Raw genomic sequence first — 14,731 nt, 5'->3', positions numbered from 1 at the left:
CCTTCTCGCCGGCTTGAGCGGCAATTCTAGGCCCGCAGGCGCAGGCCCTTCGGGGTCGCCCGGAATCCCGCCTCCTGAAGCACCGACGAAAGCTCCGAGGTGAGCGCCACCTCGCCGTCGGCCTTCTGCACCGCCAGCTGCCCCAGCCAGCCTTCCCGTACCGCGGTGGACAGCGCCCGCGCGGCCGAACGCAAGGTCTCCTGGTCCTCGGTGAAACTCAGCAGCGACCGGCCACCGCGTTCGACGTACATCGCCGGGAGACCGTCCACGAGCACCGCCAGCGCGCCCGCTTTCCTCGCCGGACGGTGCTTCGTGTCGCCCGTCGCGGCAGGCCACGGCAACGCGGCACCGTAGGGCTGCGCCGGGTCGGCGGCGGCGAGCACGACCGCTCCTTCCCGGGTGGTGCGCTGGTTCCCGGACTGCGCGCGCAGCCTGTCGACGGCGCCCTTCGCCGCGAACTGCGCGGCGCCGAGCCCCTCGACCACGTAACCCCGGACGACCTGTCCCGAGTCCTCCATTCCGCGCAAGACCTTGTAGATCCCGGAAAACCCGCCCGTCACCCGCTCGGTGTCGAGCGCGCCCCTGGTGAGGACGCCGTGCCGCTCCAGGAACGCCTCGGTCCGCGCGAGCGCTCGTCTGGTCGGATCCGCTTCACGTCCCGGGGGCAGCGCCCAGCGGCCGGCCACCGTCGGCGGCCCGGTGCGCGACGGCATCGCCGGCCGTCCGGCCCGAAGCCGCGCGTACCGGCCTCGGGGAGCTTGCCGACGGGGTTTGTGCGCCGCGCCCGAACCGGAGACCTGCGCCCGCAGCGGGCCGAGCGTGTCGCCGGTGACCAACCCCGCCCACACCAGATCCCACAGCGCGGCAACGACTTCGCCGTCGTTGGGCGGGGTTTCGACCAACGGCGACGCCCGGTCCACGAGCTGGCGGAAGAACTGCGCTCCACCCTCCAAAGTGGACAGGATGGCTTCGTGGAGCGGGCCGGAGGGCAGATCGTCGTCGAGGTCGGGCAGCAGCAGATCGGCGACGTCCGTCGGCGCGAGCGCCAGCCAGCCGTCGCCGCCGGACAGGGAACCGCAGCCGCACCAGGTGACTTCGCCCGCCGTGGTCAGTTCGTCGAGCAGCGACGGCGTGTAGCCGGGAAGCCTGCTCGGCAGGATCAGCGACTCGACCGCGCTCGCCGGGAGCGGGGCGCCCGCCAGTTGCTCGACCACGGACAGCACGTCGTCGGCCGTCGGCGCGGACCGCACTCGCGCGCCGATGCCGTGCCACGACGGCAGGAACCGGCCCAATGCCGCCGGTTCGACCGGTTCGACCTCGGCCCGCAGCCGGGCCAGCGACGCACGCCGGAGCCTGCGCAGCACCGACGCGTCGCAGAACTCCATGCCGACGCCGTGGGTCTCCGGATGTCCGACCGGGCTCAGTTCACCCCGGACCAGCCTGCCCTGCGCGGTCAGCCTGTCCAGCACACCGGTGACCACGGCCGTCCCCAGCCCGAAGCGTTCGGCGGCCTGCCGGGCACTGAACGGCCCACGGCTGCGGGAGTAGCGGGAGAGCAGATCGCCGACAGGATCCTCGACGGGTTCGGTGAACGCCTCCGGCACGCCGACCGGCAACGCGGTGCCCAGCGCGTCCCGCACCCGGCCCGCGTCCTCGATGGCGATGAACCGTTCGCCGCCGCCGATGCGGACCCGGATCACCCGCCGCGCCGACTCCAGTTCCTCCAGCCATTCCCGGTGGATGCCACGCGCGGCGGCCTCCTCGATCGAGAGATCTCCGAGGAACCGCAACAGATCCGCGGCCTCTTCGGCGTTGCGGGCGTGCCTGTCGGGATCGAGGCGCTGCAACGAGCGCTCGACCTCGGCGACGACTTCGGCGTCCAGCAGCTCCCGGATCGCCTCGGTGCCGAGCAGTTCGGCCAGCAGCGTCGAATCGAGCGCCAGCGCCGCCGCGCGGCGTTCCGCGAGCGGGGCGTCCGTCTCGTACAGGAACATCCCGACGTAACCGAAGAGCAGGCTGCGCGCGAACGGCGACGCCGACGGCGTCTCGACCTCGACCAGCTTGACCTTCCGCGATCGGACGTCGGCCATCAGTTCGCGCAGCCCGCCGACGTCGTACACGTCCTGCAGGACTTCCCGCATCGCTTCCAGCACCACGGGGAACCGCTCGTACTTGGCCGCCACCGAAAGCAGTTGCGACGCGCGCTGCCGTTGCTGCCACAGCGGGGTGCGGCGGCGCGGATCCCGGCGGGGGAGCAGCAACGACCGTGCCGCGCATTCCCGGAACCGCGCGGCGAACAACGCCGAGCCGCCGACCTCGGCGACGATCAGCTGCTCGACCTCCTCCGGATCGAGCAGCACGTCGTCGACGCCGATGGTGACTTCCGAGCCCTCGGCGTCCAAAGCCTCCGGCAGCCGCAGCACGATGCCGTCGTCGGAGTGCGCCATCTGCGCGTCGACCCCGCGGTTCTCCCGCAGCCGGGCCGCGATCGCGAGCGCCCACGGCGCGTTCACCTGTGCGCCGAACGGGGAGTGCAGGATGACCCGCCAGTCGCCCAGTTCGTCGCGGAACCGTTCGAGCAGCACGGTCTTGTCGTTCGGCACGTGCCGCGTGGCCGACTTCTGCTCTTCCAGATACCCCAGCAGGTTGTCGCACGCGTACTCGTCCAGCCCGGCGACGGCCGCGCGTTCCCTGGCCACCGAAGGCTCCGAAGTGGACAGTTCACGGACGAACGCGCCCAGCGCCCGCCCCAGTTCCAGCGGACGGCCGGGGGCGTCGCCCTTCCAGAACGGCATCCGCGCGGGCTCACCCGGCGCGGGCACCACGATCACGCGATCGTGGGTGATGTCGGTGACCCGCCAGGAGGAGGTGCCGAGCAGAATCGTGTCCCCGACGCGGGATTCGTAGACCATCTCCTCGTCGAGCTCGCCGACCCGCGACCCGGGTTTGTCGTCGGCGCCCGGCGTCATCACGGTGAACAGGCCACGATCGGGGATCGTGCCGCCGGAGGTCACCGCCAGCCGCTGCGAACCGGGACGGCCGTGCAGCTCGCCACTGACCCTGTCCCAGGTGATCCGGGCGCGCAGCTCGCCGAACTCCTCGCTCGGGTACCGGCCTGCGAGCATGTCGAGCACCGCGTGCAGCGCGTCGTCCGGCAGGGAGGCGAACGGCGCCGCGCGGCGGGCGAGGGTGGCCAGGTCGTCGACCGTCCACGATTCGAGCGCCACCATGGCCACGACCTGCTGTGCGAGCACGTCCAGCGGGTTTCGCGGGTACCGCACCGCTTCGATCGCCCCGGACGCCATCCGTTCCGCGACCACCGCGCAGGAGACGAGGTCGCCCCGGAACTTCGGGAACATCACCCCGCTCGACACCGCGCCGACCTGGTGCCCGGCCCGGCCGACCCGTTGCAGTCCCGAAGCGACCGTCGGCGGCGCCTCGATCTGCACGACGAGATCGACCGCGCCCATGTCGATGCCCAGTTCCAGCGAGGACGTCGCCACGACACAGGCGAGGCGGCCGGTCTTGAGTTCCTCTTCGACGTGGGTGCGCTGCTCACGCGACATCGACCCGTGGTGCGCCCGCGCGATCACCGGCGCCGCGCCCGTGGTGAGCCCGGACTGGCCGATCGCCTCGGCCGGATACCGCTGGTCCGGCTCCAGTTCGGACTGCTGGGCGACGAGTTCGTTGAGCCGCGCCGTCATCCGTTCGGTGAGCCGTCGCGAGTTGACGAACACGATCGTCGACCGATGCGCCTGGATCAGTTCGAGGACCCGCTCCTCCACGGCGGGCCAGATGGACGGCCTTCGCGGTGTGCCGTCGACCTCGTCCAGCGAGCCGGGCAACCGGGCGAGGCCCGCGTCGAGGTCTTCGTTCTGCTTCGGCCCCTGTGGACTGTCGAGATTGGACATGTCCTCGACCGGGACCTCGACGCGGACCTCGATCGTCTTCGCGAGTTTCGGCTGGACGATGGTGACCGGCCTGCCACCGGCCAGGAACGAGGCGACCTCGTCGATCGGCCGGACCGTGGCCGACAGCCCGATCCGCTGGGCGGGTTTCTCCAAGAGCGCGTCGAGCCGCTCCAGTGACAAGGCCAGATGCGCGCCGCGTTTACCGCCCGCGACCGCGTGCACCTCGTCGATGATCACCGTCTCCACGCCGCGCAGCGAATCGCGCGCGGAGGAGGTGAGGATGAGGAACAGCGACTCCGGCGTCGTGACCAGCACGTCCGGTGGCGTTTTGCCGAAGGACCGCCGCTCGGCGGCCGTGGTGTCGCCGGTGCGCATGCCGACGCCGATGTCCGGCACCGGCAGCCCCAGCCGCCGCGAAGCCTGTGAGATACCGGCCAGCGGGGCCCGCAGGTTGCGCTGAACGTCGACCGCCAGCGCCTTCAGCGGGGAGACGTAGAGGACGCGGCAGCGTTTCCGCGGCTCGGCGGGCGGCGGTTCCACGGACAGCCTGTCCAGCGCCCAGAGGAACGCCGACAGGGTCTTACCGGACCCTGTGGGGGCCACGACCAGCGCGTGTTCCCTCGCGTGCGCGGCACGCCACGCCCCCTCCTGCGCGCGGGTGGGCGCGGCGAAGGCCCCGGTGAACCAGTCCCTGGTCGCGGGGGAGAAAAGGTCGAGTACGTCTGCCACGCCCTCCATAGTGCGCCGAACCACCGACAGTTTCGCTCCGAGGGCTGTGACACGGCACCCGGTCGGGGACGAGTTCGGTGGGTTCCGCACGTACGGTGACCTCGCTCGTGGGAGCATCACGGCCATCGCGGCCGGATCGGTACTGGGGCGGCCGCCGTTCGTCTGTGAAGGGGAAAGAGCTGTGCGGATCCTGTCGGTGGACCTCGGTACGTCCAACACCGTGGCCGTGCTTTCGGCGCACGGAAGGCCGCCGCGGGTGGTCGAGGTCGACGGTTCGGCCAACATGCCGTCCGCGGTGTTCGCCACCGAGGACGGCACGATCATGGTCGGCCGCGACGCCGAACGCCGTGCCCGCCTCGACCCGACCCGCTTCGAGCCCAACCCCAAACGCCGCATCGACGAACAGACGCTCCTGCTGGGCACCGACGTCATCCCGGTCACCGAGGTGCTGGCCGCGATCCTGCGCCGCGTCCTCGACGAGACCACCCGCCAGCTCGGCGGCGAACTGCCCGACGAGGTCCGGCTCACCCACCCCGCGCAGTGGGGCCAGACCCGCCGCAACGTGCTCCTGTCCGCCGCCCGGCTCGCCGGGATGGGCGGCAACCTGGTGCTCGTCCCCGAGCCCGTCGCCGCCGCCGCGCATTTCGCGTCGTTCCCCGGCAAGACGCTCGCGCCGGGGCAGGCGCTCGCCGTGTACGACCTCGGTGCCGGCACCTTCGACGTCGCCATCGTCGGCGCGACCCCGAACGGCGGCTTCACCGTCGTCGCCGAAGACGGCCTTCCCGACCTCGGCGGCCTCGACGTCGACCAGGCGCTGCTGGTGCACGTCGGCCGTGAGGTCTCGCACAAGGACCCCCAGCGCTGGCAGCGGGTTCTGCGGCCGGAGTCCACTCCGGACCGTCGTACGCGGCGCGCCCTGCAGGAGGACGTGAAGGCGGCGAAGGAGGCCCTTTCGCGGCACCCGCAGACCGAGGTCCCGATGCCGGAGCCGTTCGAGGACGTGCTCGTCACCCGCGGTGAACTCGAGGCACTGGTGCGGCCGTCGATGCTGCGCAGTGTCGAGCTGATGTCGCGGGTGGTCCGCTCGGCGGGGATGACCCCCGACCGGCTCGCCGGGATCTACCTCGTCGGCGGTTCGAGCAGGCTTCCGCTGGTCGGCAGCCTGATCGCGGAGAAGCTCGGCGTCGTCCCCGGCAGCCTCGACCAGCCGGAGACCGCGGTCGCGCTCGGCGCGCAGCACGTCGCCTCCGATGGCATCAGCAGCCGTACACAGGGCGTCGAAGGGCAGGTCGCGGCCGGATCCGGCGCGCATCCCGGCGTCTCGGGTCCGTACGCCCCACCGCAGCAGCAGGTCGCGTCGATCCCCGGCTATCAGAACGGCGGACCCGGCCAGTCGGGCGGCTTCCCGCAGTCCGGCTACCCGAACAGCGGCCCGCAGCAGGTGCAGCAGCAGCCCGCGCCGACGAACTTCCCGACGTACGCCTTGGCCGGGCAGACCGCCGACGACAAGGCCCCCGCGAGTAAGAAGAAGCCGCTCGTCATCGGCGCCGTCGCGGCCGTCGTCGTGCTGATCGCCGCCGGGCTCGTGTACTTCCTGACGTCCTCTTCGGTGGCCACCTACACGGCGGACGAGTGCAAGACACCCGCCGCGGCCGACGACAAGGGCCTCACCGGCTGCCTGCGCCAGCTCGCCGGCAAGATCGCCGACACCGGCGACTGCAAACCCGGGATGGGCAACGGGCCGGCGAAACCGGCCGAGGAGCTCGGCGTGACGTCGACCTGCTCCGCGCCGGGCCGCGCCGGGACCCAGGTGACCTATTTGCAGAGCGACTCCGCGGAGAAGCTCAAGGCCTACACCGACGGACTGCTCAAGTCGGCGGGCGGGGACCGCACCGAGGCCAAGTGGGCGGGCAACGCCCTGGAAGGCCAGTACTCCTCGGCCGCCGGGCGGAACGCGGCCGTCCTGGTCTTCACCGTGACCGACCGGCCGCTGGTCGGCTTCATCTACCAAGTCCCGGCCGAAGGACAGACGCCGACGCCGGGCGAACTGGCCGATTACTTCGAAAAGAGCGTCCAGCCGGGCGAGTAAGTCCCTGATCCGCGCGTGAAGGCCCCCTTTCTTCGACTCAGTCGAGGGAAGGGGGCCTTCACGCGGCTCAGGCTCTCCGCCGGGCTAGACTTCGCCCGATGCGTATCACGGTCTTCCGGCGGCTCATGGCCGACGAATTCGGTCCCGGACGTGCGGAAACCCTCTCCAGGGATCACGTCTTCGGCGAACTCGGGGGACAGACCGTCGAGCAGGCTCTTGGCTCGGGAACCTCGGCCAAGGACGTCTGGCGGGCGGTCTGCGACGCCTTCGAGGTGCCGCCGGAGCGACGCTGACCTCGGGGAAAGGGCAAGAAGTCTAGCGCAACGGCGTGTCGGTCACGGTCTCGAACACACGTTCGTCTAGGGTGTTGTCCACAACGGGGTCAGCGATCCACAGCTTGGGCGCGAGGCCTGGAATTGTCGGTGGTCACCCGTAGCGTCGGACCCGACAGCTCAGAACTGAAACAAGCCTTACCGGCTCAACCAACGAGGTGGACTCCATGGCACCAGCAGCACCCGACAAGGACAAGGCGCTCGAACTGGCCCTGGCCCAGATCGACAAGCAGTACGGCAAGGGCTCGGTCATGCGCCTCGGTGAAGAGGGCCGGGTGCCGATCGAGGTCATCCCGACCGGTGCCATCGCGCTCGACGTCGCGCTCGGGATCGGTGGCCTGCCCCGTGGCCGGGTCATCGAGATCTACGGTCCGGAGTCCTCCGGTAAGACCACCGTCGCGCTGCACGCGGTCGCCAACGCGCAGCGGAACGGCGGCATCGCCGCGTTCATCGACGCGGAGCACGCGCTGGACCCGGATTACGCCCAGAAGCTCGGCGTCGACACCGACGCGCTGCTGGTCTCCCAGCCGGACACCGGTGAGCAGGCGCTCGAGATCGCGGATATGCTGATCCGTTCCGGCGCGCTCGACATCCTGGTCATCGACTCGGTCGCCGCGCTCGTGCCGCGCGCCGAGATCGAGGGTGAGATGGGTGACAGCCACGTCGGTCTCCAGGCCCGGCTGATGAGCCAGGCGCTGCGGAAGATGACCGGTGCGATGAGCAACTCCGGCACCACCGCGATCTTCATCAACCAGTTGCGCGAGAAGATCGGCGTCATGTTCGGCTCCCCGGAGACCACGACCGGTGGTAAGGCGCTGAAGTTCTACGCGTCGGTCCGCCTGGACGTCCGGCGGATCGAGACGCTGAAGGACGGCGGCGAGCCCGTCGGTAACCGCACCCGGGTCAAGGTCGTGAAGAACAAGGTCGCGCCGCCCTTCAAGCAGGCCGAGTTCGACATCCTGTACGGGAAGGGCATCTCCCGCGAGGGTTCGCTGATCGACATGGGTGTCGACCAGGGCATCCTGCGCAAGTCCGGCGCCTGGTACACCTACGAGGGCGACCAGCTGGGCCAGGGCAAGGAGAACGCGCGCAAGTTCCTGCTCGAGAACCCGGACATCGCCAACGAGATCGAGAAGCGCATCAAGGAGAAGCTCGGTATCGGCGCCGTCGTCGACGCCGAAGCCGCCCCGGCGCCGGTCGACTTCTAAGGAGATCAGGCTTGCGAGCGCCCAAGGTGGATCCGGCGGAGCTGCCGCCGGACGAGCGGAGGAAGAAGGCCAAGGAGATCTGCTTCGATCTCCTGGCCGCGCGCCCGCGCTCCACGGAGGAACTGCGTCAGGCTCTCAAACGCAAGGGCTTCGACGAGGAGACGACGGAGACCCTGCTCGGTAAGCTGGACCAGGCAGGGCTCATCAACGACGCCGAGTTCGCCGAAATGTGGGTTCGTTCCCGTCATGCCAACACGGGCTTGGCGCGGAACGCACTCGTGGCCGAACTCAAACGCAAAGGAATCGATGGGGATATCGCCGTCCAGGCCGCCGACGAGGTGGACCGAGAGGCAGAGGAGCAGCGCGCCCGAGAGCTGGTACGGAAGCGCATGCGCTCCTTGGGCAACGTCGACGAGCAGACGGCGATCCGCCGCTTGCTGGGCTTCCTCGCCCGCAAGGGCTATCCCCAGGGGCTGGCCTACACCGTGATCCGCGACGAACTCCGCGAGTTCGGCGCCGAAGCGGCTCTCTTGGACGACGCCGCCCTCGACTGAATCACCCTTCACCTGAGCTGCTCACCGGCTGAGCAAGCCCTTGCCCGCCTGCCGGTGTTCTGCTGTCCGGGTAAGGCTCCGACCAGCGTCGATACGACCGATCAGGAATCAAGAAGCACCGGACGCCCGCTCGGAAATAGCGTTACCGGCATGAACCTCATCGACGCCATCACCCTCGAAGTGACCGACACCGCGGCCGCCGAACGCTTCTACGCCACCGCCTTCGGGCTTGACACCCAGCTTCGCCTGCGGGCCGCGCAAGAGCCGACCACCGGCTTCCGCGGCTACACCCTTTCCCTGACGGTGTCCCAGCCCGCCAACGTCGACGCCCTGATCGAAGCCGCGCTCGCCGCCGGTGCGACGGCCATCAAGCCCGCCACGAAATCGATGTGGGGTTACGGCGGCGTCGTCCAGGCCCCGGACGGTGCCCTCTGGAAGATCGCCACCTCGGCGAAGAAGAACACCGGCCCGGCCACCCGCGAGATCGACGGCATCGTGCTCCTGCTGGGCGTCGCCGACGTGGCCGCGAGCAAGAAGTTCTACGCCGAGCACGGTCTCACCGTGGGAAAGAGCTTCGGCCGCGTGTACGTCGAGTTCGAATCCGGTTCGAGCCCGGTCAAGCTGGCGCTGTACCGGCGCAAGGCACTGGCCAAGGACGCCGGCGTCGCCCCGGAAGGCACCGGCTCGCACCGCATCGCGATCTGCGGCGCCGCCCCGTTCACCGACCTGGACGGGTTCGCCTGGGAGACGTCCGCACTCGCCGCCCAGTCCTGATGTGCCACTACCGGCTGCCCCCGCTCGCCGCCTATCAGGGAGAAAACGCCATGAGCACCACGTACGAAGGATTCACGGCCGAAGAGAAGGCCGCGATGAAGGAACACGCCCAGGACATGAAGAAGGCCGCGCGCCGCGGCTCCGCCGCCGATAAAGCGGCGGCGGCGGAGCAGGACGTGGTCGCGAAGATCGCCGAGATGCCCGACGAGGACCGGGTCCTGGCCGAGCGGGTCCACGCCATCGTGAAGGCCAACACCCCGATGCTCGCGCCGAAGCTCTGGTATGGCCAGCCCGCCTACGCGCTGGACGGCAAGATCGTCTGTTTCTTCCAGGCGGCGGCCAAGTTCAAAACGCGCTACGCGAGTCTCGGCTTCAACGAAGAGGCCCGGTTGGACGACGGCGCGATGTGGGCGACCAGTTTCGCCTTGGTCAAGATGACGGCCGCGGTGGAGGAGCGCATCGCCGCCCTGGTGAAGCAGGCCGTGAGCTGAGCCCGTGAGTGGCGATTCGGGCAGAGCCAAGAGTTATGGCTGGGTCGGGACTTGCGGTCCGTGAAGGACCCTTTCCTGTACCTAGGCGCAAGCAAGGGGGCCTTCATGTACTCAGGTGACAAGGGCGGCGGTGCCAGGAGGGCCGGGCCGAGTGTGAGTGGCAGGTCGCTTTACCACGCGATTGGCCACTCTCAACGCGGCAAGGAATCCCTAGGCTCGGGTGATCACCGGGAGGACCACATGATCACCATCGCTCCACTGACATCCGAAGACCGCGAAGCCTGGGAAGACCTCTTCCGCGCCTACATCGCCTTCTATGAACGTGTTGCGCCACAAGAGGTTTACGACCGCGCTTGGCGAGAGTTCCGCGAAGGGCGGCGGATGCACGCACTCGTCGCCCACCTCGACGGAAAGCTCGTCGGAATCACGCACTTCCTGGTGCACCCCAGCACTTCCGCGCTCACCGACGTCTGCTACCTGCAAGACCTGTTCACCGCGCCGGAAGCCCGGGGCAACGGCGTCGCGCGGGCACTGATCGACGCGGTCGCGGGCTGGGCGCGAGACCGAGGCTGCGAGCGCGTTTACTGGCACACCAGGGAATCCAACGCGACCGCGCGCCGCCTGTACGACCAGGTCGCGGTCAACCGGGGCTTCATCCAGTACCAGCTACCGCTCTGAAAAGAGTGAAGGCCACCCAACGCGGGTGGCCTTCACTGGCAACCGGTCAAAGCTTCGACGCCTCCGCGGCGAAAGCCTCGATCTTTCCGAAGTCCTTGGCCGCCAAAGCGCCCTTCGGCGTCAGCCACGAACCGCCGATGCAGCCCACAGTGGACAATGCGAGGTAGTCCGGAGCGGTCTTCACGGTGATCCCGCCGGTCGGGCAGAAGCGCAGCCCGGGCAGTGGCCCGCCGATCGACTTCAGGTACGCCACGCCGCCGCTGGCCTCGGCGGGGAAGAACTTCAGCGCCGTCAGCCCGCGTTCGGCCAGCCGCATCGCTTCCGAAACCGTGCTCGCGCCCGGCAGGAACGGCAGTCCGGTGTCGAACGCGGCGTCCAGGACCGAGTCCGTGCAGCCCGGGGTCACCAGGAACTTCGCGCCGGCGTCGGCGGCCTGCTTGGCGTGCTCCGGTGCGGTGACCGTGCCGGCGCCGATCACGATCTCCGGGACCTCCGCGGCGATCCGCTCGATCGAGGCGAGTGCCGCCGGGGTGCGCAGGGTCAGCTCGATCACGCCGATCCCGCCCGCGAGCAGTGCCCGCGCGGTGGGGACCGCGTCGGCGGCGTCGTCGAGGACGACGACGGGCATCACGGGGGACAGGCCGAGCAGGTCGGCGCCGGTGGTCACTGGGTTACCTCCACAGGGGTCAACGTGTGCGCCGGAGCGCCGAAGTGTTCCGGCGTGAGCGGTCCGAACACGCTCGCGCCCTGGTCGGCGGGGCCGACCGCGCGGCGCAGCGCCGCGAACAGCTCCCGGCCGGTGCCGGTCCAGGATGCCTCCGAAGGCGGGGAGTCCACCAGTTCACGACGGGCGAGTTCTTCGTCACCCACGAAGACGTCCAGCGTCCCGGCCTTGGCGTCGAGGCGGATGGTGTCGCCGTCCGCGATCCGCGCGATCGGGCCGCCCACAGCGGCTTCCGGGGTCACCTGGATCGCCGCCGGGATCTTGCCGGACGCGCCGGACATCCGGCCGTCGGTGAGCAACGCCACGTGGTGCCCGCGGTCCATCAGCACCCCCAGCGCCGGGGTGAGGCCGTGCAGCTCCGGCATCCCGTTGGCCTGCGGGCCCTGCTGCCGGATGACCACGACGACGTCGCGGTCCAGCTCGCCCGCCTCGAAAGCGTCCTTGAAGGACTTCTGGTCGGTGAACACCCGCGCGGGAGCCTGGACGACCCGGTGCTCCGGAGCCACCGCGGACACCTTGATCACCGCGCGGCCGAGGTTGCCCGCGACCATCCGCAGTCCGCCGTCGGCGGCGAACGGCCGCCACACGGGCCGCAGGACGTCCTCGTCGAGGCTGCGCGTCGGGACGTCACGCCAGACCAGTTCGCCCTCGGACAGGATCGGCTCCTGACGGTAACGGTGCAGGCCCGGTCCGGCGACGGTCTGGACGTCCTCGTGCAGCAGGCCCGCGTCGAGCAGTGTGCCGACCAGGAACTGGACGCCGCCGGCGGCGTGGAAGTGGTTGATGTCCGCGCTGCCGTTCGGGTAGACACGTGCCAGCAGCGGGATCACCGACGACAGGTCGGAGAAGTCGTCCCAGGTCAGCTGGATGCCCGCGGCCGCGGCGATGGCGACCAGGTGCATCGTGTGGTTGGTCGAGCCACCCGTGGCGAGCAGGGCGATGACACCGTTGACGACGGCCTTCTCGTCGATCACCCGTGAGACCGGCGTGTACTCCTCGCCGCGGGAAAGCTTCACCACGCGACGCCCGGCCTCTTCGGTGAGCGCCTTCCGCAACGGCGAGTTCGGCTGCACGAAGCTGGCGCCCGGCAGGTGCAGGCCCATCACCTCGACGACCATCTGGTTCGAGTTGGCGGTGCCGTAGAAGGTGCACGTCCCCGCCGAATGGTACGAAGCCGCTTCGGCGTCCAGCAGGTCTTCGCGGGTCGCCTTGCCCTCGGCGTAGAGCTGGCGCACACGCGCCTTCTCCTTGTTCGGCAGGCCCGAGTTCATCGGCCCGGCCGGTACCAGGATCGCCGGGAGGTGCCCGAAGGACAGCGCGCCGATCAGCAGGCCCGGCACGATCTTGTCGCAGACGCCGAGCAGCAGCGCCGCGTCGAACATGTCGTGGGACAGCGCGATCGCGGTCGACATCGCGATCACCTCGCGGCTGAACAGCGACAGCTCCATCCCCGGGCGGCCCTGGGTGACGCCGTCGCACATCGCGGGCACGCCACCGGCGAACTGGGCCACCCCGCCCGCTTCGCGGACCGAACCTTTCAGCAACCCGGGGTACTCCTGCATCGGCTGGTGCGCCGAAAGCATGTCGTTGTAGGACGAGACGATCGCGACGCCCGGCGCCCGCACGGCGCGCAGTGCCGCTTTGTCGACACCCTCCATCGCGGCGAAGCCGTGGGCGAGGTTGCTGCAATCGAGTCCGCGCCGCATCGGGCCCTCGTCGTGGGCGGCCTCGGCGCGCCGGAGGTGCGCGGTGCGGGTCTCGGCGCTGCGGGCGATGACGCGTTCGGTGACTTCGGCGATGATGGGGTGGACGTTCGGGGCGGTGCTCATTGTCCGGCTCCGGATCACTGGTCGTGGTGGTCCGCGGGACGGCAACGCTGGCGCCGCTGGGTCGTGACAGTGGCCACAGTACCTCGACGGAAAGCGCGGATCAAAATCGATACAGAAGATCGACTCGCGTGATCTCCGTCACGCACCTAGGTTCCACTGTGCTACTTGTCACATTGCACAACGCGCGGCAGAGTCGAGACGGCGAGGATCGCCGGCCTTCTCAGGCTCAAGCGGCCAACCGAACCGACCATCGGGAGGTACCGATGTCCACCACAGAGATCGCCGAGCTTCGGCGAGCCATCGGTCAGCTGAGGCAGTGCGTCGGCGCGCTGCGGTCCCGATACGGCGATGCTTCGGCGGTACGACGCCTGGCGAACGACGTGGAGCGACTCGACATCGACGCGACGGATCTCGACACGACCCCGAACGCGGTGCCCGCGCAGGCGAAGGCCGCCGACCGGGTCCAAATACCCGATACGCCCTACGACCCGGCGCTCTGGCACGGCGCCGATGACGAAGGCGTCGGCGGCTACAAGCGCGACCAGCGGTGAGCGCCCCCGCCGGCAAAGAGGCCGGACGGGGTACGGGGGTCCGCGCACCGTCGCGGGCCCGGATCGCCGAACGAACGCTGCGCACCGACCGGTGGTGGCTCTCCCCGCTGCTGACCGTCCTCGGCCTCTCCACCTTCATCATCTACGCGACGATCAGGGCCTTCGTCCGCACCGCTTACTGGGTGCCCGAATACCACTACCTGACGCCGTTCTATTCGCCCTGCGTCTCGGAATCCTGCGTCGAAGGCTCCCGGCACTTCGGGGCCTGGTTCGGCGAACTCCCGGGCTTCATCCCGCTCGGCTTCCTGGTCCTGCCGTTCCTGCTGGGCTTCCGGCTGACCTGCTACTACTACCGCAAGGCCTACTACCGGGCCGTCTGGTTCTCGCCGCCCGCCTGCGCGGTAGCCGAACCGCACGCGAAGTACACCGGTGAGACCCGGCTGCCGCTGATCATCCAGAACGTCCACCGCTACTTCTTCTACGTCGCCGTGGTCGTCTCGCTGGTCAACACCTACGACGCGATCACCGCGTTCCACGGCATCGACGGCGGGTTCGGTTTCGGGCTCGGCAACATCGTGCTGACCGGCAACGTGATCCTGCTGTGGGCGTACACGTTGTCGTGCCACTCGTGCCGTCACGTGACCGGCGGCAGGCTCAAACACTTCTCGAAACATCCGGTCCGCTACTGGATCTGGACCCAGATCACGAAGCTCAACACCCGGCACATGGCGCTCGCCTGGACGACGCTCGGCACACTCGTGCTGACCGACCTCTACGTGATGCTCGTGGCCAGTGGTGCGATCTCGGATCTGCGGTTCATCAACTAGCGGCGAGGGAATCTCCCGTCCCCGGCGACAAGCT

12 protein-coding genes are annotated in these 14,731 nt (G+C 69.6%); 9 read left to right on the top strand and 3 right to left on the bottom strand.

The genetic code is table 11. The features are described from left to right. Positions 1-26: 26 nt before the first annotated feature. Entirely contained in the window at positions 27-4,649 is a 4,623-nt protein-coding gene (locus tag BS329_RS00815; RefSeq protein WP_208619119.1) for an ATP-dependent helicase, read from the bottom strand. Between the two features lie 172 nt (positions 4,650-4,821). On the opposite strand from BS329_RS00815, the gene BS329_RS00810 reads away from it, so the two are divergent. From BS329_RS00810 to BS329_RS00780, 7 genes are all read left to right on the top strand, one after another. Then, positions 4,822-6,729: an Hsp70 family protein gene (locus BS329_RS00810; RefSeq protein ID WP_076155096.1), complete on the top strand. Its 1,908-nt coding sequence runs from the start codon at positions 4,822-4,824 to the stop codon at positions 6,727-6,729. 98 nt (positions 6,730-6,827) lie between these two features. Then, a complete protein-coding gene (locus tag BS329_RS00805) occupies positions 6,828-7,022 on the top strand; it encodes a DUF3046 domain-containing protein (protein WP_076154793.1) in 195 nt (64 codons plus the stop codon). A 206-nt stretch (positions 7,023-7,228) separates the two neighbouring features. Further along, positions 7,229-8,269 carry a recombinase RecA gene (gene recA, locus BS329_RS00800; protein ID WP_076154791.1) on the top strand — a complete coding sequence of 347 codons (1,041 nt, stop codon included), beginning with the start codon at positions 7,229-7,231 and terminating at the stop codon, positions 8,267-8,269. Between the two features lie 26 nt (positions 8,270-8,295). After that, positions 8,296-8,823, top strand: a complete 528-nt coding sequence (locus tag BS329_RS00795) for a regulatory protein RecX (RefSeq protein ID WP_143252807.1) — start codon at positions 8,296-8,298, stop codon at positions 8,821-8,823. Positions 8,824-8,973: 150 nt separating this feature from the next. Further along, positions 8,974-9,597 (top strand): VOC family protein, encoded by a 624-nt coding sequence (locus BS329_RS00790; protein ID WP_076154787.1) that lies wholly within the window; start codon positions 8,974-8,976, stop codon positions 9,595-9,597. A gap of 50 nt (positions 9,598-9,647) precedes the next feature. Then, on the top strand, positions 9,648-10,088 hold the full coding sequence (locus tag BS329_RS00785; protein WP_076155094.1) for an iron chaperone: 441 nt from the start codon (positions 9,648-9,650) through the stop codon (positions 10,086-10,088). Between the two features lie 240 nt (positions 10,089-10,328). Further along, a complete protein-coding gene (locus BS329_RS00780) occupies positions 10,329-10,766 on the top strand; it encodes a GNAT family N-acetyltransferase (protein WP_076154785.1) in 438 nt (145 codons plus the stop codon). Between the two features lie 46 nt (positions 10,767-10,812). Here the strand turns inward: BS329_RS00780 and eda are convergent, their stop codons facing one another. Further along, on the bottom strand, positions 10,813-11,433 hold the full coding sequence (gene eda, locus BS329_RS00775; RefSeq protein WP_076154783.1) for a bifunctional 4-hydroxy-2-oxoglutarate aldolase/2-dehydro-3-deoxy-phosphogluconate aldolase: 621 nt from the start codon (positions 11,431-11,433) through the stop codon (positions 10,813-10,815). Then, complete coding sequence (gene edd, locus BS329_RS00770; RefSeq protein WP_076154781.1) at positions 11,430-13,319, bottom strand: phosphogluconate dehydratase; 1,890 nt, start codon at positions 13,317-13,319, stop codon at positions 11,430-11,432. Before edd ends, eda begins: the two co-directional genes overlap by 4 nt. Positions 13,320-13,582: 263 nt before the next feature. Between edd and BS329_RS00765 the strand changes: the two genes are divergently transcribed. Together BS329_RS00765 and BS329_RS00760 are read left to right on the top strand one after the other, a co-directional pair. Next, entirely contained in the window at positions 13,583-13,870 is a 288-nt protein-coding gene (locus BS329_RS00765; RefSeq protein WP_076154779.1) for a hypothetical protein, read from the top strand. Next, positions 13,867-14,697 carry a hypothetical protein gene (locus BS329_RS00760; RefSeq protein WP_076154777.1) on the top strand — a complete coding sequence of 277 codons (831 nt, stop codon included), beginning with the start codon at positions 13,867-13,869 and terminating at the stop codon, positions 14,695-14,697. The genes BS329_RS00765 and BS329_RS00760 overlap by 4 nt, the downstream gene beginning before the upstream one ends. The last annotated feature ends 34 nt before the right edge of the window (positions 14,698-14,731 follow it).

The sequence above is a fragment of the Amycolatopsis coloradensis genome (assembly GCF_001953865.1).
In the GTDB taxonomy this organism is placed as follows: domain Bacteria; phylum Actinomycetota; class Actinomycetes; order Mycobacteriales; family Pseudonocardiaceae; genus Amycolatopsis; species Amycolatopsis coloradensis.
Note: the sequence above shows the minus strand (reverse complement) of the source record. Positions and strands in the feature narration are given on the sequence as shown.

Bases quoted from the DNA above. Each gene is read 5' to 3' on its own strand.
- BS329_RS00815 (WP_208619119.1), bottom strand. From the start codon at position 4,649: ATGGAGGGCGTGGCAGACGTACTCGACCTTTTCTCCCCCGCGACCAGG.
- BS329_RS00790 (WP_076154787.1), top strand. From the start codon at position 8,974: ATGAACCTCATCGACGCCATCACCCTCGAAGTGACCGACACCGCGGCC.
- BS329_RS00785 (WP_076155094.1), top strand. From the start codon at position 9,648: ATGAGCACCACGTACGAAGGATTCACGGCCGAAGAGAAGGCCGCGATG.
- BS329_RS00765 (WP_076154779.1), top strand. From the start codon at position 13,583: ATGTCCACCACAGAGATCGCCGAGCTTCGGCGAGCCATCGGTCAGCTG.
- recA (WP_076154791.1), top strand. From the start codon at position 7,229: ATGGCACCAGCAGCACCCGACAAGGACAAGGCGCTCGAACTGGCCCTG.
- edd (WP_076154781.1), bottom strand. From the start codon at position 13,319: ATGAGCACCGCCCCGAACGTCCACCCCATCATCGCCGAAGTCACCGAA.
- BS329_RS00780 (WP_076154785.1), top strand. From the start codon at position 10,329: ATGATCACCATCGCTCCACTGACATCCGAAGACCGCGAAGCCTGGGAA.
- BS329_RS00805 (WP_076154793.1), top strand. From the start codon at position 6,828: ATGCGTATCACGGTCTTCCGGCGGCTCATGGCCGACGAATTCGGTCCC.